Source organism: Rhodopseudomonas sp. WA056 (assembly GCF_010906995.1).
Classification (GTDB): Bacteria; Pseudomonadota; Alphaproteobacteria; order Rhizobiales; family Xanthobacteraceae; genus Rhodopseudomonas; species Rhodopseudomonas palustris_G.
In genome coordinates, this window is record NZ_QPFS01000091.1 from 1 (window position 1) to 21412 (window position 21412).

Here is a 21412-nt window from a genome sequence, read left to right on the forward strand (position 1 = left end):
CCGGGAACGTGCCGCTGTTCGGGCCGCCGCCGGAGCTCAGGCCCGTCGTGGTCACGTCCCAGTACGATCCGCTGACGGTACCGCCGGCCGACAGCACGCCGACGAGACCGCCGAGATAGCTGCCGCCGCTGACGGCGCCGGTCGCGTAGCTATTGGCGATCGTTCCCCCCGTTGCGCCAACCAACCCGCCCGAATAGCCGCCGGCAGCCGTCACCGCGCCGAGCGCATAGCTCGATTGAATGACGGTGGTGTCCTCGGCGTAACCGACCAGGCCGCCTGCCCAGTAGGTCGACGCCGTCACGGCACCGGACGCATAGGACCGCGTGATCGCACCCAGGGTCTGGCCGACCAGACCGCCGAGCGTCCCCTCGCCGGAGACGGCGCCGCTCGCCCAGGAGTCGATGATGATCGAGCCAGTCTGGCCAGTGCCAACGAGACCACCGGCCGCGATCGAGGAGTTGACATTGGCTGTCGAATGGGAACCGCTGACGGTCGCAAATGTCGTACCGATCAGGCCGCCGACATTGCTGGCGCCATAGCTCTTGATCCCCGTCACGCTGCCACTCGACCATGCGTTCGTTACCGCGCCTTCAATCCAGCCGACAAGGATGCCGGTGTAGTTTCCGCCCGTGACCGTGGCATTTGTGACGCCGACATTGGCGAGCGAGCCGCCGCCGGTGACGTATCCGAACAGGCCCGTGTAGGGCTGCGAGGCGCGCGAGATCACCAGCCCGTCGACGACATGACCGTTGCCGTCGAAGCTGCCGGTGAAGCTGTTCCCTGCCGTGCCGATCGGCACGAAGCCGGCGGAGCCCCAGATGTCGGCTGCATTGGCGAAAGCGGTGCCGAAATCGATGTCCCGAGCGAGCGTGTAGCTGGCCGCGAGCGTCGTCGCGTTCATGCCGACGAGCTGGAGCTGATGCGCGTTGTAGATCGTGGTCGACGCCTCCATCTGGAGAAGCGGACGGGTCGATCCGCCGGGCATCGTCCAGGTGCTGGTGAAGTCCCAGCCCGCATAGGAGGATTGTGTGCGCGCCTGTGCACTGGTCAGGCCGCTCGCCGAGACCGTGCCGCCGGCGTTCACACCGGCACCGCTCGTCACGCCGGTGGTCGTCTTGTCCCAGTAGGAGGTGGTGACGGAGCCGCCGTAGTTGAGGCCGACAATGCCGCCCTTATAGCCACCGGTGAGTGCGCCGCTTGCCCAGCTCTGGCTGACGGTGGCACCGCTCCCGGACAGCGAACCGACCAAGCCGCCGACAGTCGACCCTGAGCCGGTCACGTTGCCGATCGCGTAGGTCTTGGTGATGGTCGCCGTGCCGGTGCCGGTGGAGCTCACATAGCCGATCAGGCCTCCGCCGGAAGCGCTCGATGACGTCACCGCCACGTTGCCCGACGCATAGGCCTCCGACACCGTGGCGCTGGCGCCGGTCTGCGCCTGGACCATGCCGATCAGGCCACCCGCATAGGCGCCAGTCACGGCGACGCCGTCCGCCCAGGAGCGGCTCAGCGAGGCTGTCGTGCCGGACCACAGCCGACCGACGAGGCTGCCGACATAGTTGCCGCCGGTGACGCTGCCGCCGACGAGCCCGACATTCGTGATGGTGGCGTTCAGGGTGTCGCCGAACAGGCCGACATAAGACGAGGACGGCCGGTAGATCGTGAGGCCGGTGATGACGTGACCTTGGCCGTCGAACGTGCCGCTGAATTGCGTCGTCGTCGTGCCGATCGGCACGAACCCGGCGCCGCTGTTCCAAGTGGCGGTGCCGCTTGCGTCGATATCAGCCGCGAGCACGTAGGACTTGCCCAGCAGCGTGGCCGACGAGGCGATGCCCTGCAGGCCGTAGATGTCGGCGATCGCATAGGGCGTCGCCGAACTGCCGTCGCCGGACTGCGCGCGAAGGAAAGAGGCGGCGCTGGTGATCGCGAAGCTGGCTGCCGAGAAGGTCGGCAACGTCGCCGCGATCTGGGTCCAGGCTCCGCGCTGCATCGTGAACGAGCCGACATTGATGCCGCCGGTCGCTGAGACATTGTTGGTTGCGTTGATGGTCAACCCGCCGCTGGCCGCGGTGATGTCGGCGTTGATGGCGATGTTGTTGGCGGCGGTCAGCGTCAGCGTGTTGCTGCCGCTCCACGAGATCGCGCTCGCCACCGTGATGTTGCCGTCTTGGGAGCCGGCCGAGCCCGACAGGCCGGTGGTGACCACGACGTTGCCGGAGGCGAGCGCCGCCTGCAGCGTGGCGACGTTCAGCACCGAATCGTCGGCCGACGGAGTGTAGGTGCCGCCGGACAGCGAGCCACCCGAACCGGTGGCGTTCGAGATCGTGATGTTGCGCGGATCGAGCAGCAGCGTGCCGGCGCCGGTGGTGCCGGCGAGATTGGCGGTGCCGGTGAAGTCGAGCAGACGATGACCTGAGACTTCGGCGAAGCCGCCGGCGCCGCCTTGACCCGAGACATCGAGCGCACCTGCGAAGGTCGTCGAGTCATCGGACCAGACCACCACGCGGCCGCCCTGCCCGCTGGTGCCGGCGGCGCTCAGCGTCGCGCCCGCGGCGACGGTCGTGGTCTCGGCATTGGCGACCGGATCGGTCGAGAAGTTGTTGGCGAGGTTGGCGCCGCCCTGATAGTCGCCGCCGATCAGCAGCGTGCCGCCGCTGGTGCCGCTGACGTCGACCTTGCCGGACGACTCGATGGTGACGTCCTTGGCGGTGATCACGACGACACCGCCACTGCCGGTTTTGCCCTTGGCCGCGACTTCGCCGGAAACCTTCGCCGACTCCGTTCCGGTGATCTTGATGCGGCCCCCAGTCGTGCCGCTCGCCTTGAGCTTGCCGGACACCGCGACCTTGGCACCCGAGACGTCGATGGACCCGCCATGTGCGGTCCTGCCGCCGCTGGCACTCAACCGGCCCGAGATCCGCACCCTGCCGCCGGCACCGCCGCCAATGATGATCTTACCATTGCGGGTACCGACCGAATTCGCCCGGATCGTGCCCGGCACATTGATTGCGTCGCGCAGCAGGCCGGCTGCAGTCGCGGCACTGAGATGCACGGTGCCGCCATCGGCGATGATCTTGCCCTTGTTCGACACCAGCGGACGACCGTCCGAGCCGACGATTCCGCCGAGCGAGCTGGTCGGCACCGCCACCGACAGGAAGCCGTCGCCCGCGAGGTCCAGCGTGATAAGTTCGCCGCTGCCGAGCCCGACCTTGCCCAGCCGCGCCGAGATCAGGCCGTCATTGGCGACCTGGCCGCCGAGCAGCGCGGCGAAACCGCCGTCGGACACGTTGATGCGGCCCGCATTGGTCACCGCCGCCGACGCGCCGTTGCCGCTGAACGTGTAGTTGCCCGACATGAAGTCGGAGTCCTTGATGTTCAGCGTCGAGGCCGCGAACGATCCGACATTGACGGTGCCGGTCGGGGTGATGGCGATTCCGTTCGGGTTGACCAGCAGCACCGTGCCGGGCGCGTTGATCGACCCGGCGATGCTCGACGGCGTAGCCCCGGTGACACGATTCAACGTTGCGGACGATGCACCGGGTTGATTGAAGTTCACGGTGCCGCCCTGGCCGACCGAGAACGAATTCCAGTTGATGATGGCGCGATCGGACGACTGGTTGATGTTGAGGGTCGTTGCGTTCGGCGAACTAATCGTCGCGCTGCCGGCGGCGACGCTGCCGCCGCTGGGGAGTTGCTGCGCCATCGACAATGTCGGCGTCAGCACCAGCGCGGTGGCCGCCACCACCGCCACGATCTTGCGCGAGCGCGACCCTCTGCTGTCGGCCGCGCGGGCACGAGGTTGCGAAATCGCCGAACGCTTGACTGACCGAGCCGAACGCATTGTCGCCTTCCCTCCCTCGGACGGCGCGGCGACACGCCGCGCATCGGAGGGATCACTAAAATTTTCTTACAGTGCGAGTTTTGTGGAATAGTGTGCCGGTGATGAGAAATTGAAAATCGGTATAGCTTTCATTCGGCTCGCTGATTTCACCTCTCTCGCACCGACAACCGATTGAACGTACTCGACTAATGCCCATTAACCTGCGAACCATCGATCTTAACCTTCTGGTGATCTTCGAGGCGCTGTACGCCACCAAGAACACCAGCCGCGCGGCCGAACGGCTCGGCATGAGTCAACCTGCGGTGTCGAATGCACTCGCCCGCTTGCGCGATTTGATCGGCGATCCGCTGTTCGTGCGGCAATCGCGCGGCCTCAAGCCGACGATGAAGGCGCAGGAAGTGATCGGCCCGGTGCGCGAGGCGCTGTCGGTGATCGGGCGACAATTTGTCGCCGGCAGCAGCATCGATCTATCGACCTATCGGCGGCAGTTTCGCATCGTCATCACCGATCCTTACGAGCCGATCATGATGCCGCCGATCGTGCGAGTCGTCGCGGCGGAAGCTCCGGGCGTCGAGATCGAGTGCATTCAGCCGACCGCAGGATTCGCCGAGCTGCTGCGCGAGGGCTCAATCGATCTGGCGTGCTCGGTGTTTCCGGTCGACACCACCGATCTGGTGGTGAAGTCGCTCGGCCAGACCGACTTCGTGATCGTCAGCCGCCGCGACCATCCGGCGATCACCAAGCCGCTCGATCGCGCCACCTTTCTGACGCTGCCGCAGATCACGATCGGACGCGAACTACGCGGCATGACGGGAATCGAGAAGGTCCACGTCACCCAGAACATCAAGCGCCGCACGCCCTATGCGGCGGCGAAGATCTGGTCGATTCCGCCGATGGTGGAGCGCACCGATCTGATCGCCTTCCTGCCGCGGCGCTTTGCCGAGGAAGTCGCCGGCAACTTCCATCTCGATCTGCACGAGGTCCCGATCGAGATGGAGCTTCAGCACGGCTACATCATGTGGCACGTCAACAGCGAGCACGATCCGGGCCATCGCTGGCTGCGCGAAAGCATGCTGCAGGCGATCCATCCGGGATGGGGCGCCCGCCCGGAGCCGAGCCAGATCGACGAGCACGTCGCCGCAACTCCCGCGTGAGCGCAACGCGCGATCACGACAGCGGCGCCGCTCCACGCCTGAGTACTGGCGTCGCGAACCGTTTCAGTAGCGCAGCGACAGGCCGGTGAAGACACGCCAGCCGGGCTGCTGAAACGGGTCGTCTGTGACCTTGCGGGCCCCTTCCAGAAAACCGAACACGTCGACCGGCATCGCGGCGGTCTGCGGCATGCTGAAGCGCACGCCAGCGCCCCAGTTGGAGGCGTGCTGGCTGGCGACCTCCAGGATGCTCGGCTGCGCGAGAATGCGCTCGCCGGTGGCCGCGAACAGATACGGGGTCACTTCCCCCGTCACGTTCGGCACCGCGAACGGATGGCCGAATTCGGTACGCACGACCCAGCCGGTATCGCCGATGAACGAGCCGGCGCTGTAGCCGGACAGCATCCTGGCGCCGACCAGGTCGAACTGCTCCGAATGCAGCAGCGGCTTGTCGAACGAGGTCTGGCCGTTGGCGAACGCCGCCACGAAGAAGCCGGCCGGAAGGCTCTGCGTCAGTTCGAAATGCCCGGCCAGCTTGGTGAACACCGTGTCCGCGCCGGCGCGCGACAGCGGCAGCAACGGGCTGGCGTCGGCGGCGGTGCGCGCGCCGAACGCGTCGAGACCACGCGACAGGGTGACGCCGTAACCGATCACGGTGCCGCTCTCGCGCAGCCGCCACAATCCCTCGACGCTACCGCGCACCGTCCGCACCCGATCGAGGCTGAGCGGCAGCGCCGGACTGAACAGCAGCGACTCGATCTCTTCATCGGTGGAGTCGAACCGTACGCTGAACGTCAGTTCGGCATCGCGGCGTTTGAGTGCCGCATAGGACAGCCGGCCGTAGCCCTGCGTCAGGAAGCCCTGCGACGCCGTCAGCAGCGAGGCGGCCTGCGGCGTGGTGATGCCGCGGGTGAAGCCGCCGTCGAACTTCCAGCCGTCGCTGCCGAGCGGCGTGGCGAATGTTGCGCTCAGATATCGCCGCGTCGGAAACGCGCTGGTGTAGTCGTTATCGGGCAATCCGGCGGCCGACACGGTGATCTGCTCGCCCATGCCGAACACGCTGTTGAGCGACGCGCTCGCCACCACCTGCCCGGTGCCGAACACCGAAGGCATCGCGTTGTCGGCATAGACCGACGCGGAGACCGGCTTGTAGGTGCCGGCCAGCACCAGCACCGCACCGCCGACCTGCTTGCCCGCACTGAATACGGCGTTGAGCACGATGCCGGGTGTCTCGCCGGCGAGCAGCAGGCGCCGTTCCAATTCAGCCTGCGTCAGATGGCGCTTGTCGATCAGCGACGACACCACCGCGACCACGGCCTTGCGTCCAGGCTCGGCGATGTTGCTGGCATCGATCTGCTCGACGAAGCCGTCGATGATCGTCACCTTCACACCCGCCGCGGCGCCGAGCTCCTGCGGCGGCACCACGACGCGCACCAGCGGATAGCCGGCACGGGAGTACACCGCCTGCAATGCAGTCGCGAAATCGAACACCTGCGCAACGGAGATGCGCTTGCCGACCAGTTGTGCGGCAAGCCGCTTGCGTTCGGCTGCGAGCTCCTCGAATTCACCTTCGATGGCGATCCCGGTGAGCTTGAAGGTGAGCGCCTTGGCGCCCGGCGGAATCGTAGCGCCGGCTTCGACGCGCGGCAGAATGATGCGGGTCGGCGCGGACACAGAGGGGGGAACGACCGGCGGCGCCACCTGGCTCGGCGGCGGAGCGATCTGCGCCACCGCAGCGTCGGTCGATTGCCAAACGATCGCAGCGATCACGCAAGCGGTCGCACCCGCTACTCTGAAACGACTCCACCTGCGCATGCACCCTCGCCTCTGCCTCGTCCGTTCTTCGGCGGATATCGCAGTGAGCACAAGTGCAAGGATGCATCACTCGGCGACGGGTGATATCGGCGAGCTCAATAGCTCCTATTTCCAAATTCAATTGGTCCTCTCCCAATGCCGTGCCTAACAGGATGTTCGCACGCGGCGAACAATCCGCCGACGTGAGCACGCGAAACGAAAACGGAGTGGAGTGCGATGGCCAAGGTTCGTGATTGGGGCATGATGGCGTTTGTTCTGACGATCGCGGCGACGACCTCGGCTCAGGCCGCACCGGATAAACCGGCTGCAATCGCAGATACGCAGACGCCGCAGGCCACCACCGCGACCTATCAGGACTGGACCGTGCGCTGCGACATCCGCGACGCGGCGAAGACGTGCGAGATGGCGCAGGCGATGCAGATCAAGGGCCAGCCGCAGCCGGTGACGCAGATCGCGATCGGTCAGCAGAGCAAGACCTCGCCGATGAAGATCGTGTTTCAAGTGCCGATCAACGTCGCGCTCGGCGACGGCCCGCGCCTCGTCGTCGACGACAAGGACCCCGGCATCGCCGCTGCGTATCGCCGCTGCGTGCCGGTCGCCTGCTTCGCCGACGCCGACCTCAAGGACGATCAGATCAAGAAACTGAAAGGCCTCAGCGAAAACGGCAAGCTGCAGTTCAGAGATGCGGCCGATCAGCTGATCTCGATCCCGGTGTCGTTCAAAGGCTTCGACCAGGCGTTCGACGCGATGCTAAAGAGATAGCACACCGGATCTCGCTTGAGAGAATGCGCATCCCCCTCATGTCCAAGCGAGATTTATGCGAGGCGTTACTTACGCCCGGGGACAGCTCTGGATCGCGGCGGACATCGCCAATACTAAGCATCCTTATGTGTGCTCAATGCAAGTCGGGCTCCGTCACGTCCGCGCCAAATAGACTGGATCTTCGCAATGGCCTTCCCCGCCGCCAGCGATCATCCGTCCCATCGACCATATTGGACCTTCTTGTAGACCGCTGCGACTGTCGCCAACGTATGGGAGATCGAGATCGGTTGGCGCGATCAATTTCGAAGTCCGATCGTCAAATTCTTGCCGGCCCTCATCGCGTCGAGCTACGGTGTCTTGACAGGCTCGCTATACAGTGAACCTCGAAGGCGCACGTTTGAATCGATATTACTTAAGTCCTGGCATTGTCGACCTGAAAGCTCATGCTGGCCGGGATGTACAGTCGGAGCTGCGTCTGGATCATCATCACCGCTCGCGCTTGTCGGCGACGATGCGCACGGCGATAAAGGCGACGAGATGACCAGGCCGTGAGCACCGCGGCCTGGTCGAACGAGCATCCGGGCGCCGCACTGCTTGCAGCGCTGACGCTGCGCGTCGTCCACACTCCGGACGATTTCACCGCCTGGTCGATTTGCGCCTCGGCGTGCCCGGCTTTTGGCGAGCTTGGTGGTCCCCTTCTTCAGGCGCACGTGTTGTCATAGAAGGGCGACATCGTCAGGGGCGTATAGATGTGCGGAATGACCGGCGTCGCTTATAGCGAACCAGCTGGGGCGCGCGGTGGATCGCATGTCGATCATTTTGATCTCAGCCCACGTGGATGACGATACGATGCGTGGCATCACCAGCACGCGCGTAACGGCCGTCTTACCAAGATGCTGCAGTCGAACACCATGATTGACAAGATCGAGAGCGGACTGGCGAAGGATGTGTAATTGGACGAGGCTCCCGTGCCAGATCTGGTGAGGACTCAGAGTGCTTCGGCCGGATTTTAGCGTCCGCTTCTGGCCCAAGCCAGACATTGTCCCCCGCTTTTCGTATCGCCCGCTTTCCGTGTGAAGCAGACGCGCGGGCCTGGAACCTGCAATTGGCGTCTCGATCACGACCTTCGCCAGCCTCTTGAGTACGCGGCCGGTCGAGGCATCCGCGAAGACGTGTCCGCGGCCGACAAGCAAGGTGAACGGCTGCGCCATCCGTGGCGGAGGTGATCGACCGACCACAGTCCGGCGCAGCGATGCGGATCACCGCTCCCGCCGCAGACAACGGCGGGTTACGCACCCGGCGCCGGACGGTACCGAACTCAGGTCGACAAAGACGCTGAATTGGGCTTTCGTCTCTCGATTACGCCGTCAGATTTCTTTCCAGAACGATCATTGCCGACCATGCATTTCGCCCATTCGACACCGACTTCGGAAGATGACTGGGAGCCGCTGCCTCGACATCTGCACGAGGTCGCGAAGCTTGCAAGGCAGTTCGGCGCCAAATTCGGCGGCGGCAACGCCGCCGAGATCGCCGGTCGTCTTCACGATCTCGGCAAGTACTCGGCCGCGTTTCAGCACTATCTGCGGGGACAGCGGCCTCGCGGCGTCGATCATGCGACTGCCGGCGCGCAGGAGGTCGTCAAACTCGGCACCGGGATAAATGGCCTGATCGCCAGACTGCTCGCTTGCGGGATCGCTGGGCATCACGGCGGCCTGCCCGATCCACTCGGCGCGGGCAGCCTCGACGACCGGCTGAAAAAATCCGTCGAGCCACTGGATCCGATCTGGCGAAGCGAGGTGGCGTGCGAGGCCTCCCCCCTGATGCCGGCACCATTCGAACTCTACAAGGGCGCGCAGCAGCCGGGGCCTCCGCGTCAGGCTTTTCAGTTCGCCTTCCTGGGCCGGATGCTGTTCTCGTGCCTGGTCGACGCCGACTTCCTGTGTACAGAAGCGTTCTACGCCGCGGTCGAAGGGCGCCCGGTCGATCGCGACTGGCCGAGGCTGCCGCAGATCGTCGATGGGCTGATCGCCCGGTTCGACGGCTACATGGCCGACAAGCAGCAGCGCGCGCGACACGGCCAACTCAACACACTACGGCGCGACATCCTCGCGCACGTCCGCAGCAAGGCAGAGCTGCCGCGCGGCGTCTTCACGTTGAATGTCCCGACCGGCGGCGGCAAGACGCTCGCTTCGCTCGCCTTTGCTCTGAATCATGCCAAACGGCACCAGATGGACCGGATCATCTATGCGATCCCGTTCACGGCCATTATCGAGCAGACCGCAGGCGTTTTCCGTGACGCCATCGGCGACGAGACCCTGCTCGAACATCATTCGGCGATCGAACTCGATGCGCTCGACATCAAGGCCGACAATGGAGAAGCCCGCGGCATCGACGACGGCGCACGCGACGGCAAGCTGCGGCTCGCTGCCGAGAACTGGGCGGCGCCGGTCATCGTCACCACCAATGTCCAGTTGTTCGAGAGCCTGTTCGCGAACCGCACCTCGCGCTGCCGCAAGCTGCACAATCTCGCCAACGCCGTGATCGTTCTGGACGAGGCGCAGACGATCCCCAGGAACGTTCTGCTTCCCTGCATCGCCGCGCTCGACGAACTGGCGCGCAACTACGGCTGCACCGTGGTGCTATGCACCGCGACCCAGCCGGCGCTCGGAGCCGACCGGTTCACGGGCGGCCTGCAGCTCTCTCCAGACAGCGAACTGGCACCGAACCCGGAGCAGCTCCACACAGCGCTCCGCCGCACGACGCAACGGCTCGCGGGCGAGTGGAGCGACGACCAGTTGCTCGACGATATCGCACAATCGGGTTCGGCACAGGCGCTGGTGATCGTCAACAGCCGCAGACATGCGCGCGCGCTCTACGAAGCTGGCAAACGCCGCGCCGTCGAAGGATTGCTGCATCTCACCACCAGGCAGATCCCGGCCGACCGCCGCGCGATCCTGGCGGAGATTCGGCAGCGGCTGGCGGACGATGCGCCGTGCGTGGTGATCGCGACCTCGCTGGTCGAAGCCGGCGTCGATCTCGACTTTCCACGGGTGTGGCGCGCGGAGGCCGGGCTCGATCAACTCGCCCAGGCAGCCGGCCGCTGCAACCGCGAGGGCCGCGCACCGGCCGACGCCAGCATCGTCACCATCTTCAAGCCAGCCGCGGCCAAGCCACCATCGGAAATCGCCGGTCTGATCGGCGACACTCAGCGCATCTTCAAGGACCATCAGGGCGATCTGTTTTCGCCGCAGGCGATGGAGGCGTACTTCAACGAAGTCTATTGGCGGCTGCAGGACGGCCTCGACCGCATCCACATCCGCGACGCCGACGGCCGAAAGGTCGAGGCGCAGACCATGGAGCAATTCACGGTCAGCGCCGGGCAGCCGCACTTCGCTTACCGCACTGTCGGCGAGGCCTTCCGCCTGATCGAGAGCGGGATGGCGCCAGTGATCGTGCCGACCGATTCCGAAGCGCTCGACACGCTGGCGGCGCTCCGCGGCGGGCTGCCGCCCGTCGTCGCCGCGCGGCGGCTGAGGCACTATCTGGTGCAGGTACCGCCGCGGGAGCGCGAGCGGATGATCGCCAATGGCCACGTCCGCTATTTCGCGGCCGAACGGTTCGGCGACCAATTCGCCGTGCTGGAGACGGCTTCCCTATACTCCGCCGAAATCGGCCTGCGCTGGGAAGACGCCGACGAATTTACCTGGGCCATCGTGTAGCGAACAGCCGGAGCTGCGTCGCTGCAAATACCGCCGGCGACGAATTGCGCTCGACTGGTTTTCGTGCACTATCACAATGCTGGGTTGTGGATCGGGGTGAAGTATGGCGTATGGAATTCGCCTTCGCGTTAAGGGGCGCTGGGCGTTGTTCACACGGCCTGAGATGAAGGTCGAGCGCGTCTCCTATGATGTGATGACGCCGTCCGCCGCCCGCGGCATTCTCGAAGCGATCCACTGGAAGCCGGCGATCCGCTGGGTGATCGACGAGATCCACGTCCTCAAGCCGATCCGCTTCCAGTCGATCCGCCGCAACGAGGTCGGCGCCAAAGCACCGGTGGCGTCGATCCGCAAGGCGATGAAGAGCGGCGACATCGGCGACCTTGCGCTGATCGTCGAGGACAATCGGCAGCAACGCGCGGCGACGCTGCTGTCGGACGTCGACTATGTGATCTGTGCGCATTTCGAAATGACCGCCAAGGCGGGACCGGACGACAACGAGGCCAAACACCTCGACACCTTCAACCGCCGCGCCCGCAAGGGACAGTCGTTTCATCAGCCATGCCTCGGCGCCCGCGAATTTCCGGCGAGCTTTGCGTTGCTCGAACCTGATCAAGCGCTGCCGCAGCCCGACAACCAAGATCGCACCGCCGCGCTCGGGTTCGGCACGCCGCGCGATCTCGGCTTCATGCTGTACGACATCGATCACGGCGGCGACCGCGGCTCGATCCTGTTCCGGGCGACGCTGGTCGATGGGGTGGTGAAAGTGCCGCCGCCAGGATCGCCGGAGCTGCGACGATGACCGCCCTCGCAGCCCTCGTCCGCGCTTATGATCGGATGGCCCAGCGCGGCGAGGTACCGCCGTTCGGATATTCGCAAGAGAAGATCGGCTTCGTCATTCCACTGAATGCTGACGGAACAGTGGCCGGACAGCCGATCGATCTACGGGTCGGCGAGGGCCGCAAGAAGACAGCACGCCAACTTTCGGTCCCAGCATCGTTCAAGCGTCCCGGCACGATTCCGAAGCCCTTCTTCCTCTGGGACAATACGGCGTTCGTTCTCGGGATCACCGCCACGGAAGGGAAAGATCCCTTCTCAAGACACGCTGCATTTCAAAAGTCACACCAAGCTTGGCTGGCCGGCACAACTGATGAAGGCCTGCAAGCCCTGCTGCGCTTTCTCGAGGCCTGGACGCCGGAGCGTTTCGCGGAATGGGGCTGGTCCGAAGAGATCAAGGACCAGAATGTGGTGTTCGCGCTGGAAACCGAGCGCCTGCGCAACATCTATCTGCACGACCGCCCCGCGGCGCGTGCGCTGTGGGCGCGGCTGATGGCGGGCAGCGACAAGACCGAGGCGATCTGTCTGGTGTCCGGCGAACGGGCCCCGCTGGCGCGGCTGCATCCGGCCATCAAGGGCGTGTGGGGCGCGCAATCCTCCGGCGCTTCGATCGTGTCGTTCAATCTCGACGCCTTCACCTCCTACGGCCACGACCAAGGCGCCAACGCGCCGATCTCGGAAGCCGCCGCCTTCGCCTACACCTCGGTGCTCAATCGCTTTCTCGATCGCGGCAGCGGTCATCGCATTCAGGTCGGCGATGCATCCACCGTGTTCTGGGCCGAGGCATCGGACCAGGCCTCGGCCGACACCGCCGAACAGATGTTCGCCTCGCTGTTCGCCGTGGACGAAAACACCGAATCCAAGAAGGTCGGCGCGATCCTGGAAAATGTCGCACAAGGCCGGCCGATCAGCGATCTGAAGCCGGCCCTGCCGCCCGGCGTTCGTTTCTATGTCCTCGGGCTGGCGCCGAACGCGGCGCGGCTGTCGGTGCGGTTCTATATCGAGGACGATTTCGACATCATTGCCGTTCGCTACCTGCGCCACCTCGCGCGCCTGCGCATCGATCCGCCGCCGCGCGAGCCGTCGCCGTCGCTGTGGCGCTACCTGATCGAGACCGCGGTGCTGCGCAAGAGCGAGAACATCCCGCCCAATCTCGCCGGCGACTGGCTGCGCGCGATCCTCACCGACACGCCCTACCCGCTGACGTTGCTGTCGTCGCTGATCATGCGGCTGCGCGCCGACCACGACGTCAGCGCGCTGCGCGTCGGCCTGATGAAGTCGATCCTGATCAGAAATTTCGGCATGGAGAACACCCCGGTGGCGCTCGATCTGAATTGCAAAGACCAAGGCTATTTGCTCGGGCGGCTGTTCGCCGTCTATGAGCAGATCCAGACCGCCGCGCTCGGGCGCAACGTCAATGCGACCATCCGCGACAAGTTCTACGGCGCGGCGGCGGCGCAGCCGCGCAAGGTATTCGCCCTGCTCGCCGCCGGCGCCGGCAATCACCTGTCGAAGATCGGCAAGCTGCGGCCGGGCCACCGCGTCAACCTGGAAAAGGACGTCGGCTCCGTCATGGACATGATGGAGCCCGACAGTGATCCGTTTCCCGCCAGCCTGTCCGACAAGAGCCAGGCGCTGTTCGCCCTCGGCTATTACCACCAGCGCAACAAGTATTTCCGAACATCCGAGTCCCCCGATACTGCCGCTCCGGAGATTGCCGCATGAGCCCGCTCGCCAATCGCTATGATATCGTTTTCCTGTTCGACGTCACCCGCGGCAACCCCAACGGCGATCCCGATGCCGGCAATCTGCCGCGGATCGATCCGGAGACCAATTTCGGCCTGGTCACCGACGTCTGCCTCAAGCGCAAGATCCGCAACTACACCGAGCTCGCCAAGGGCGACCAGCCGGGCTACCGCATCTATGTGCAGGAAGGCTCGATCCTGAACGAAAAGCACCGTGAGGCTTACAAGGCGATCCGCGGCGACGGCGACAAATCTTCCAAGGACAAGCTCAATCCGCAAAACGACGACGAAGCGCGCGCGATCACCAAATTCATGTGCGACAATTTCTTCGACGTCCGCAGCTTCGGCGCGGTGATGAGCACCGGCATCAATGCCGGTCAGGTGCGCGGCCCGGTGCAGGTGACGTTTGCGACCTCGATCGAGCCGATCCTGCCACTCGAAATCTCGATCACCCGCATGGCCGCGACCAACGAAAAGGAAAAGGCGGAGCGCGACAAGGCCGGCGGTGACGACGAGCGCACCGAGAACCGCACCATGGGCCGCAAGCACATCGTGCCTTACGGCCTGTATCGCGCCCACATCTTCGTCAATGCCAAGCTCGCCGAGCGCACCGGCTTCAGCCAGGACGACCTCGACCATCTGTTCACATCGCTGTCGGTGATGTTCGAGCATGATCGCTCCGCAGCGCGGGGCGAGATGGTGTCGCGGCGCGGCATCGCCTTCAAACACGCATCGGCGCTCGGCAATGCCCATGCCCAGGCGCTGTTCGACCGCGTCGAAGTCTGGCGCCGCGTCGGCGAGGATCTGATCAGGCCGGGCGATCCCCGCCTCGACAATTACAAGCCGGCGCGGCAGTACGGCGACTACGAGGTGACGATTAGGCGCGACGGCCTGCCGGACGGCATCGAGGTGGTCGAGCTGTTCTGAATCGGCGGCACGCGACCATGCCGGCAGTCGCCGCGCCCGAGCTCGACGAGCCGATCCCGCTGTCGGCGCTGCAGCACGCGGTGTATTGCCTGCGCCAGGCGGCGTTGATCCACATCGAGCGGATGTGGGAGGAAAACCGCTTCACCGCCGAAGGGCGCGTGCTGCACGACACCGTGCACGAGGCTGCCGACCACCGCCGCGGCGCCGTGCGCCGCGTCAGTGCGATGCCGCTGGCATGCCGCCGGCTGAACCTCGCCGGCACCGCCGATCTGGTCGAATTCCGGGATGGGCCGGACGGCGAGACACCGTTTCCGGTCGAATACAAGCGCGGCAAGGCCAAGCTGCACCGCGCCGACGAGGTCCAGCTTTGTGCCCAGGCTTTGTGTCTGGAAGAGATGACCGGCCGCGCGGTCCCCGAGGGCGCATTGTTCTACGCCACCACGCGCCGCCGCGTCGGCGTGCCGTTCGATGCCGAGCTCCGGCGACTGACCGAGCAGGTCGCCTGCGATTTTGCCGCGCTGATCGCGGCCGGCGCGACCCCGCCGGCAAGCTATCGCGCCGACCGCTGCAACGCCTGCTCGCTGATCGAGCTGTGCCGGCCGAAGCTGGCTCGAACCTCCGCCGCCGAATTCCGCCGGCGGGCGATCGCCGCTTCCCTCGCCGATGCGCCCGGAGGCGAGTTGCCGTGAAGAAGCTGCTCAACACGCTTTACGTCACCACCGAGGGAGCGTCGCTGCGCAAGGACGGCGAAAACCTCGTGGCCGAAGTGGAGAGCGAGGAGCGCGCGCGGGTGCCGTTCCACATGCTGGCCTCGGTGGTGGTGTTCGGCGGCGTTTACGTGTCGCCGCCGCTGATCCAGGCGCTGGCGGCGCGCGGCATCACCATCGTGCTGCTCGACCGCGCCGGCCGCTTTCAGGCCCGCATCGAAGGCCCGGTAAGCGGCAACGTGCTGCTGCGCCGCGCCCAGTATCGCGTCTCCGAACGGCCGACCGATATCGTGCGCAGCTTCGTCTCGGCCAAGGTTGCCAATCAGCGCACGGTGCTTCAGCGGTCGCTGCGAGACTATGGCGAGGAGATGGCCGTCGGCCCGCGCAGCCGCATCGAATCCGTCGTCGATCGTCTCGCCGGCATCCTGCGCCGCGTCGGCATGACCGATCTCGACGTCGAAGCCCTGCGCGGCGCCGAGGGCGAAGCCGCGTTCGGTTACTTCTCGGTGTTCGGCAGCCTGATCCGGGTGACCGATCCGGAGATGCAGTTTGGCGGCCGCAGCCGGAGGCCGCCGCGCGACGCCGTCAACGCGGTGCTGTCTTTCATCTACGTACTGCTGACACACGACTGTCGCAGCGCCGCCGAGGCTGTCGGGCTGGATCCAGCCGTCGGATTTCTGCATCGCGATCGTCCCGGACGCCCGAGTCTCGCCCTCGACCTGATGGAGGAACTGCGGCCGGTGCTGGCGGACCGGCTGGCGCTGTCGCTGATCAACCGTCGGCAGCTTCGGCCGCGCGATTTCGAAACACAGGACGGCGGCGCGACGCTCTTGACCGACGACGGCCGGCGGACCGTCCTGACCGCCTGGCAGGACCGGAAGAAGGAAGAGCGGCAGCATCCGTTTCTCGGAGAGACTGCACAGCTCGGCCTCGTGCCCTATCTGCAGGCGCAATTGCTCAGTCGACACTTGCGGGGCGACCTCGATGCCTATCCGCCTTACATCTGGAAGTAGCGATCCGGCGACAGCGAGACGCGATGCCGTCGCCGCGCAGCGGTCTCCTCATTCCAGCGCGCCCGGATGCGCGCCGGGCCAATCCATCGCTGATCGCGCGTATGATCGACAGGTGCCGCGATGCTCGTGCTCGTGACTTACGACGTTCGAACCAGTGAGCCCGGCGGTCAGGCGCGGTTGCGGCGCGTCGCCCGGGCCTGCCAGGACTATGGACAGCGTGTGCAATATTCGGTGTTCGAGATCGAAGTCGACCCGGCGCAATGGACAGCGCTGCGCGCGCGGCTCGAAAGCCTGATCGCGCCGAAGCACGACAGCCTGCGCTATTATTATCTGGGCGCCAACTGGCGCCGCCGCGTCGAGCACGTCGGCGCCAAGCCGGCGACCGATTTCGGCGAGCCGCTGATCGTCTGACAGCACGCGCGAACCACCAGCACACACGCCGCCCCCGGAACCTTCGCGCCGGCACAAGCCTCTGACGCACAAGTCGGTTTTCGTCCCCCGTCGTGCTTTCCCCGCAATCCCTCCCCGCCTCCTCTGAGGTTCGCGCCGGCCAGCTCACTTTGCTTGCAGCGATAATCAGTTATGGTCTGGCCGTCGCTCCCCGCGCGGGAGCGTGGATCGAAACAGATGGTCGCATTTGCGGTCCCCCCGACAGGCGGAGTCGCTCCCCGCGCGGGAGCGTGGATCGAAACCGCGGAGATAGGCACCGGAAACGAAATCCGGACGTCGCTCCCCGCGCGGGAGCGTGGATCGAAACAGCAAGGGTTGCCGTCAGCCGGCTCGAAAACCGGTCGCTCCCCGCGCGGGAGCGTGGATCGAAACAGCGAAGCGTGGGATACGGCATGAACAGCGACTTGTCGCTCCCCGCGCGGGAGCGTGGATCGAAACAAACTATGACTAGCTTGCCGCCCGACGAACAGCGCGCGTCGCTCCCCGCGCGGGAGCGTGGATCGAAACGGCCTGCCGCCTGGCGAGTTCTGGCGCGCGACGGTCGCTCCCCGCGCGGGAGCGTGGATCGAAACGGTGCCGGTGATGGTGTCTCCGGGCGAGACGATCGGTCGCTCCCCGCGCGGGAGCGTGGATCGAAACTTTATCGCGTGGCGGCCGCAGAGCTATCCGCGCGAGTCGCTCCCCGCGCGGGAGCGTGGATCGAAACCCCGGCGGCGGCAGTGGCGTGGAGGCAGTCACTTGTCGCTCCCCGCGCGGGAGCGTGGATCGAAACCTCGACGTCGCTGTTGATCGTGTGGAAGGACCTGTCGCTCCCCGCGCGGGAGCGTGGATCGAAACCACCGAGCCCGCAACGCCCGTCTGTCAGAAGCCGGTCGCTCCCCGCGCGGGAGCGTGGATCGAAACGCCAAGGCCGAGGAAATGCGCGCCAGTTACTACGGTCGCTCCCCGCGCGGGAGCGTGGATCGAAACAAGGCGCCCGCAAGCGATCTCGAAATAGGTCGGGTGTCGCTCCCCGCGCGGGAGCGTGGATCGAAACTCGCCTCGGACATCCAGCGCGCGCTGGGTGGCTACGGTCGCTCCCCGCGCGGGAGCGTGGATCGAAACGTGGCATCGGCCGTGATGCCGAGCCGGGTCATGCGGTCGCTCCCCGCGCGGGAGCGTGGATCGAAACGGCTTGATCGGCGCACTGCTGCCATCCAACGCGGTCGCTCCCCGCGCGGGAGCGTGGATCGAAACTCGCCGCGGTGCTCGCGCTCGCGTGCATCGCCGCTGTCGCTCCCCGCGCGGGAGCGTGGATCGAAACCGCTGAAGGTGCTGCCGCCCACAACCAGCCAAAACGTCGCTCCCCGCGCGGGAGCGTGGATCGAAACATTGCCAAGACGGTTCAGATCCCGAACGGACCAAAGTCGCTCCCCGCGCGGGAGCGTGGATCGAAACGGCATCGAAAGCATGTCGCGGCGGCGCGACGCGAGTCGCTCCCCGCGCGGGAGCGTGGATCGAAACCTAGTCAACCGGGTAAGCTCTGCGGAACGTCCCTAGTCGCTCCCCGCGCGGGAGCGTGGATCGAAACACCAGCCGCTCGGCGCGGGTGCCGTCGAGCTGGCGTCGCTCCCCGCGCGGGAGCGTGGATCGAAACGCCGCGGGCGGCCGTCTGGTCAACTGCTATCCGGAGTCGCTCCCCGCGCGGGAGCGTGGATCGAAACGCGCCATGCTGTCGCCCTGGGTCTCGAGGATCTGTCGCTCCCCGCGCGGGAGCGTGGATCGAAACATTCGCCCTGACGCGGTCCCAGCCAGATTGAATCGTCGCTCCCCGCGCGGGAGCGTGGATCGAAACCTTGGACGCAACTATTCCGGCTGGGTCTGCGAGCCGTCGCTCCCCGCGCGGGAGCGTGGATCGAAACCATCAACAGCACTGGAGCATCATCATGACTTGGCGTCGCTCCCCGCGCGGGAGCGTGGATCGAAACAAAGCCTCGGCAAACGACCCGGAACGCCTCTCCAGGTCGCTCCCCGCGCGGGAGCGTGGATCGAAACCTCGTCGCTGTGTGCTCAACGGCACGATCAATCCGTCGCTCCCCGCGCGGGAGCGTGGATCGAAACGTTCCAACTTCATCAGCCATGATAAGTCTCCTTGTCGCTCCCCGCGCGGGAGCGTGGATCGAAACATTCAACAGGGCTTTCGGAGTGTGTGCGATGAGCGTCGCTCCCCGCGCGGGAGCGTGGATCGAAACATCGGAAAGGCCCGCGCCGGCCGCCTGCTCGACGGTCGCTCCCCGCGCGGGAGCGTGGATCGAAACATCGCTCCGGTGTTGCCGGGGGAGACGATGAAAAGTCGCTCCCCGCGCGGGAGCGTGGATCGAAACGCCGCGGCGGCTGCATCAGGTGTGCCGGCCGCGGGTCGCTCCCCGCGCGGGAGCGTGGATCGAAACCTCCGACTATCGGATCGACGATGAGCACCACAAGTCGCTCCCCGCGCGGGAGCGTGGATCGAAACGAGCTACCCTTGCCCGCATTGCACACATCACATGGTCGCTCCCCGCGCGGGAGCGTGGATCGAAACCTCAAATGCCTCGTGGTCAAGAACACCCTCGGCCTGTCGCTCCCCGCGCGGGAGCGTGGATCGAAACTTTGGACGCGCGCGTGCCGAGCACGGCCACAGTCGTCGCTCCCCGCGCGGGAGCGTGGATCGAAACGTCGAAGCCGTCACCCTGGTCGACGAAACCGGGCTGTCGCTCCCCGCGCGGGAGCGTGGATCGAAACTGGTCGTAGGGACGCTGGCCGCGGACCGCATATTGGTCGCTCCCCGCGCGGGAGCGTGGATCGAAACGTGCTGCTGGTCGGCGCCGTTAAGGCAAGCTCGGCGTCGCTCCCCGCGCGGGAGCGTGGATCGAAACATGCTCGCCGCCGGGCCGGTGAACTGCATATAGGGTCGCTCCCCGCGCGGGAGCGTGGATCGAAACACGAATTGATCGCCGTACATGAAGAGATCACGGAGTCGCTCCCCGCGCGGGAGCGTGGATCGAAACCCGACACGTCGCCGTGAGTTGTCGACGCTCCGGCGGTCGCTCCCCGCGCGGGAGCGTGGATCGAAACACTCACGGCCGCACCCCTTTTGAGCACTCACGGCCGTCGCTCCCCGCGCGGGAGCGTGGATCGAAACGGTGCCGGCTTCAGCCTGGCGCGGTTGGATGGATGTCGCTCCCCGCGCGGGAGCGTGGATCGAAACTCGTGTTCGCTCATTCCGCCGCTCCTGACCAGTTGGTCGCTCCCCGCGCGGGAGCGTGGATCGAAACCAATGATCACGCTGGCACTTTTTGTATAACCAGCGGTCGCTCCCCGCGCGGGAGCGTGGATCGAAACCTCGCCGCCCTCGGCGACCTCGTCCCCGCCGCCAAGTCGCTCCCCGCGCGGGAGCGTGGATCGAAACCTCGATTGCGCCGGCCGCGAGGTGGTGAACGCGCGTCGCTCCCCGCGCGGGAGCGTGGATCGAAACTCGTCGCTGACGGCGACGGCCGCATGGGCGTCGCGTCGCTCCCCGCGCGGGAGCGTGGATCGAAACTCGATCGCCGCCGCGGCGAGCGCCTGGCGGTCGGGTCGCTCCCCGCGCGGGAGCGTGGATCGAAACGTTCAAACTGGTTGAGGACGAGCGTGCGGCAGCAGTCGCTCCCCGCGCGGGAGCGTGGATCGAAACACACCGCCGACGCTCCGCGCCGCCTGTGTCGTCGGTCGCTCCCCGCGCGGGAGCGTGGATCGAAACCTCAGTGCCTTCTGCGCCTCAGCCATCGCCTTGAGTCGCTCCCCGCGCGGGAGCGTGGATCGAAACTTGCCGTCGATCACGCGGATCGGCCGGGTGCGCGGTCGCTCCCCGCGCGGGAGCGTGGATCGAAACTTCGACAGCAGACCGAGGCTCTTGCCGAGCGCCTGTCGCTCCCCGCGCGGGAGCGTGGATCGAAACGCTCACGGCCGCACGCCTTTGAGCAGGTGCCGCTGTCGCTCCCCGCGCGGGAGCGTGGATCGAAACAGATATCGGTCGTAGGCATCGCTCTTGGTCTGCGGTCGCTCCCCGCGCGGGAGCGTGGATCGAAACTTCGGTAGCTTCTTGCTCATCGCTGCTGCCCGCGTCGCTCCCCGCGCGGGAGCGTGGATCGAAACGAGCTATATTCTCCCGCGCGCTCGGCGACGTGCTCCGGTCGCTCCCCGCCCGGGAGCGCGCTCGCGCGCGGCGGCAATGACACATCGACTGCTTGACAAGAGCGACGCCCAGAGCACTACATATTGTATTCGCGGTCTCTCGAATCCTTTGATCGAGGGCTAAGAGGGAATCCGGTGCGGCGTTACCGCCTGAGCCGGAGCTGCCCCCGCAACTGTCAGCGGCGAGCCGACGTCATCAGGCCACTGGGAGCAATCCTGGGAAGGCGGACTGAGGCAATGACCCGCAAGCCAGGAGACCT

General features: G+C 66.0%; 12 protein-coding genes, 1 CRISPR repeat array and 1 riboswitch. Of the genes, 10 read left to right on the plus strand and 2 right to left on the minus strand.

What is annotated here, in order from left to right:
* Positions 1-3838 (minus strand): beta strand repeat-containing protein (locus DU475_RS16900; protein WP_205524424.1); only part of this gene is annotated, 3838 nt, incomplete at its 3' end.
* A gap of 227 nt (positions 3839-4065) precedes the next feature.
* Here DU475_RS16900 and DU475_RS16905 point away from each other — a divergent pair.
* Positions 4066-4992 (plus strand): LysR family transcriptional regulator, encoded by a 927-nt coding sequence (locus DU475_RS16905; RefSeq protein ID WP_205524425.1) that lies wholly within the window; start codon positions 4066-4068, stop codon positions 4990-4992.
* Between the two features lie 63 nt (positions 4993-5055).
* Here the strand turns inward: DU475_RS16905 and DU475_RS16910 are convergent, their stop codons facing one another.
* On the minus strand, positions 5056-6759 hold the full coding sequence (locus DU475_RS16910) for a ShlB/FhaC/HecB family hemolysin secretion/activation protein (RefSeq protein WP_164632784.1): 1704 nt from the start codon (positions 6757-6759) through the stop codon (positions 5056-5058).
* Positions 6760-7020: 261 nt separating this feature from the next.
* Here DU475_RS16910 and DU475_RS16915 point away from each other — a divergent pair, with 261 nt between their 5' ends.
* The 9 genes from DU475_RS16915 to cas2 all read left to right on the plus strand — a co-directional run bounded on the left by DU475_RS16915 (position 7021) and on the right by cas2 (position 16922).
* The gene (locus tag DU475_RS16915) at positions 7021-7566 is read left to right on the plus strand and encodes an invasion associated locus B family protein (RefSeq protein WP_164632785.1); all 546 of its coding nucleotides are present in this window, start codon (positions 7021-7023) and stop codon (positions 7564-7566) included.
* Positions 7567-8114: 548 nt separating this feature from the next.
* Entirely contained in the window at positions 8115-8288 is a 174-nt protein-coding gene (locus DU475_RS16920; RefSeq protein ID WP_164632786.1) for a hypothetical protein, read from the plus strand.
* A gap of 678 nt (positions 8289-8966) precedes the next feature.
* The gene (gene cas3, locus DU475_RS16925) at positions 8967-11285 is read left to right on the plus strand and encodes a CRISPR-associated helicase Cas3' (protein ID WP_164632787.1); all 2319 of its coding nucleotides are present in this window, start codon (positions 8967-8969) and stop codon (positions 11283-11285) included.
* A 103-nt stretch (positions 11286-11388) separates the two neighbouring features.
* The gene (gene cas5c / locus DU475_RS16930; RefSeq protein WP_164632788.1) at positions 11389-12084 is read left to right on the plus strand and encodes a type I-C CRISPR-associated protein Cas5c; all 696 of its coding nucleotides are present in this window, start codon (positions 11389-11391) and stop codon (positions 12082-12084) included.
* On the plus strand, positions 12081-13844 hold the full coding sequence (gene cas8c / locus DU475_RS16935) for a type I-C CRISPR-associated protein Cas8c/Csd1 (protein WP_164632789.1): 1764 nt from the start codon (positions 12081-12083) through the stop codon (positions 13842-13844). Before cas5c ends, cas8c begins: the two co-directional genes overlap by 4 nt.
* Complete coding sequence (gene cas7c, locus DU475_RS16940) at positions 13841-14791, plus strand: type I-C CRISPR-associated protein Cas7/Csd2 (RefSeq protein ID WP_142882569.1); 951 nt, start codon at positions 13841-13843, stop codon at positions 14789-14791. Before cas8c ends, cas7c begins: the two co-directional genes overlap by 4 nt.
* 17 nt (positions 14792-14808) lie before the next feature.
* Positions 14809-15480, plus strand: a complete 672-nt coding sequence (gene cas4 / locus DU475_RS16945; protein WP_164632790.1) for a CRISPR-associated protein Cas4 — start codon at positions 14809-14811, stop codon at positions 15478-15480.
* On the plus strand, positions 15477-16511 hold the full coding sequence (gene cas1c, locus DU475_RS16950; RefSeq protein WP_164632791.1) for a type I-C CRISPR-associated endonuclease Cas1c: 1035 nt from the start codon (positions 15477-15479) through the stop codon (positions 16509-16511). Before cas4 ends, cas1c begins: the two co-directional genes overlap by 4 nt.
* Before the next feature lie 120 nt (positions 16512-16631).
* Complete coding sequence (gene cas2, locus DU475_RS16955; protein ID WP_013502813.1) at positions 16632-16922, plus strand: CRISPR-associated endonuclease Cas2; 291 nt, start codon at positions 16632-16634, stop codon at positions 16920-16922.
* A 182-nt stretch (positions 16923-17104) separates the two neighbouring features.
* A CRISPR array of direct repeats spans positions 17105-21113; the repeat unit is 32 nt; unit sequence GTCGCTCCCCGCGCGGGAGCGTGGATCGAAAC.
* Between the two features lie 115 nt (positions 21114-21228).
* A riboswitch (cobalamin riboswitch) is annotated at positions 21229-21412 on the plus strand. This riboswitch is flagged as partial in the annotation.